At 63.8% G+C, this 3,174-nt stretch carries 1 protein-coding gene; it reads left to right on the plus strand.

The window, feature by feature from the left end; all coding sequences use genetic code 11:
• Nucleotides 1–14: 14 nt before the first annotated feature.
• The coding region (locus ABWP92_RS17065) for an Ig-like domain-containing protein (RefSeq protein WP_353236601.1) at nucleotides 15–3,174 on the plus strand (3,160 nt) is incomplete at its 3' end.

Below are 3,174 nucleotides of genomic sequence, written 5' to 3' on the forward strand. Positions count from 1 at the left end.
AGCCTGGCTCGACCGTGACAGTCACCTACCCGGACGGCAGCACCGACAGTGTGACTGTGGGTGAAGACGGCAAGTTCGAGTTTGAAAATCCTGGCCTGGAAGATGGCGACACCGTCAATGTGGTGGCGACCGATCCTTCGGGCAACAGCAGTGATCCGACAGAAGTCACCGTGGACGCGGTGAACCCCGACGCACCGATCGTGGACCCGATCAATTCCCATGACCCGATCACGGGTGAAGGCGAGCCTGGCTCCACGGTGACCGTGACCTACCCGGATGGCAGCACCGACAGCGTGACCGTGGGCGAGGACGGCAAGTTCGAATTCGAGAACCCCGGCCTGGACGATGGCGACACCGTCAACGTGGTGGCGACCGATCCTTCGGGCAACAGCAGCGATCCGACAGAAGTCACTGTCGATGCGGTGAGCCCTGACGCACCGATCGTTGACCCGATCAATGCCCATGACCCGATCACCGGCGAAGGCGAGCCCGGCTCCACCGTGACCATCACCTATCCTGACGGAGAAACCGACAGTGTCGTGGTGGGCGAGGACGGCAAGTTCGAATTCGAGAACCCCGGCCTGGAAGATGGTGACACCGTCAACGTGGTGGCAACCGATCCTTCGGGCAACAGCAGCGATCCGACAGAAGTCACCGTGGACGCGGTGAACCCGGATGCACCAGTTGTTGACCCGATCAACGCCAACGACCCCATCACCGGCGAAGCCGAGCCTGGCTCCACGGTGACCATCACCTATCCTGACGGAGAAACCGACAGTGTTGTGGTGGGCGAGGACGGCAAGTTCGAATTCGAGAACCCCGGCCTGGAAGACGGTGACACCGTCAACGTGGTGGCGACCGACCCATCGGGCAACAGCAGCGATCCGACAGAAGTCACTGTCGATGCGGTGAACCCGGATGCTCCGATTGTTGACCCGATCAATGCCCATGACCCGATCACCGGCGAAGGCGAGCCCGGCTCCACGGTGACCGTGACCTACCCGGATGGCAGCACCGACAGTGTCGTGGTGGGTGAAGACGGCAAGTTCGAGTTTGAAAATCCTGGCCTGGAAGATGGCGACACCGTCAATGTGGTGGCGACCGATCCTTCGGGCAACAGCAGTGATCCGACAGAAGTCACTGTCGATGCGGTGAGCCCTGACGCACCGATCGTTGACCCGATCAATGCCCATGACCCGATCACCGGCGAAGGCGAGCCCGGCTCCACGGTGACCGTGACCTACCCGGATGGCAGCACCGACAGTGTCGTGGTGGGTGAAGACGGCAAGTTCGAATTCGAGAACCCCGGCCTGGAAGACGGCGACACCGTCAATGTGGTGGCAACCGATCCTTCGGGCAACAGCAGCGATCCGACAGAAGTCACCGTCGACGCGGTGAACCCCGACGCCCCGATCGTTGACCCGATCAATGCCCACGACCCGATCACCGGCGAAGCCGAGCCCGGCTCGACCGTGACAGTCACCTACCCTGACGGCAGCACCGACAGCGTGGTGGTGGGTGAGGACGGCAAGTTTGAATTTGAAAATCCTGGCCTGAGCGATGGCGACACTGTCAATGTGGTGGCGACCGATCCTTCGGGCAACAGCAGCGATCCTACCGATGTGACTGTGGATGCCGTGGCTCCAGTCCTCACCATCTCGGACAATGTGCCGGGAGTCGTGGGTATTGACGGTAGCGTCACTTTCACTTTCACGTTCAGCGAAGACGTGAAGGATTTCGACGCCAGCAAGATTCAGGTGACCAACGGTACGGCAGGCACCTTCACCAAGGTCAACGACCATACTTATGAGCTGGTTGTCACTCCGACGCTGAACAGCTCCGGCACTGTCGAAGTCAGCGTGGCCCAAGGCGCGGCTCTCGACGCGTCGGGCAACCCCTGCAATGCGGCTCAGGCCGATCAGGCGTTCATCACCAGCGCACCCAACCCAACAGACATCACGAGCCAGATGCTGTGGGACGACCAGGGCGCGGTGCAAGGCGAGATCAAGTCGGGAGACCAGACGGACGACAGCAAGCCGACGTTCAGCGGCACGGCGGACGCCAGCAAGGTGGTCGCGGTGCAGGTGTTTGACAACGGCACGCTGCTGGGCACAGTGCAGGTGCAGGGCGATGGCACCTGGAGCTTCGAGCCGGCGCTGCCGCTGCCCGCAGGGCCGCACAACTTCACGGCCAAGCCGGTGGATGCCGCAGGCAACGTAGGCTCGGCTGCCGAGGGCATCGACTTCTCGCTGCTGGGCGCAGCTCCTGCCGCACCGGCCATTACTGGCGTGGAAGACAACGTGGGCAGCATCGTGGGCAACATCCAGCCCGGCACGACCACCGACGACACCACGCCGACCTTCAGCGGAACGGCGGGCGCGGGCACGACCATCAACATCTACGACGGCGACACGCTGGTGGGCACCACCACCGCACTGCCCAACGGCACGTGGAGCATCACCGTGGACGAACTGGGCGAGGGCAGCCACTCGCTGATAGCCACGGCCACGGACGGCGCTGGCCAGACCAGCGACCCGACGGGCGCATACGAAATCATCGTGGACACCATTGCCCCGGCCAAGCCATCGGCTCCGAAGGGCATGGACGACGTGGGCGACGTGACCGGCGAGATCGCAAGCGGAGCGACCACGGACGACGCGACCCCCACGCTCAGCGGCACGGGTCAGGCAGGCGAGACCGTCACCATCTATGACGGCGACACGAAGATCGGCACCACCACGGTGGGTGAGGACGGCACCTGGAGCTTCACACCGGCGACCGACCTGGGCGAAGGCAGCCACAGCCTGACGAGCACGCTCACGGACGCTGCGGGCAACACCAGCGCCAAGAGCGACCCGCTGGTCTTCACCGTGGACTCCAGCGCGGTGGAACTGCGCATCACGCAAGTGCTCGACAACGAGGGCACCGTCATCGGAGCGATCGCCAACGGCGGCGCGACCGACGACACCACCCCGACATTCGAGGGCAAGGCCACGGCCAATGCGACGGTGAGCATCTACGAAGGCAGCACACTGGTGATCAGCACGGTGGCGGACGCCAGCGGCAACTGGAGCGTCACGCTTCCGGCGCAAAGCGAAGGTGCGCACAGCTATACGGCACAGGCGCAGAACGCGGCGGGCAACACAGTCACCGCCAGCTTCTCGCTCACCGTGG

The sequence above is a fragment of the Diaphorobacter ruginosibacter genome (assembly GCF_040396215.1).
GTDB lineage: Bacteria > Pseudomonadota > Gammaproteobacteria > Burkholderiales > Burkholderiaceae_C > Diaphorobacter_A > Diaphorobacter_A ruginosibacter_A.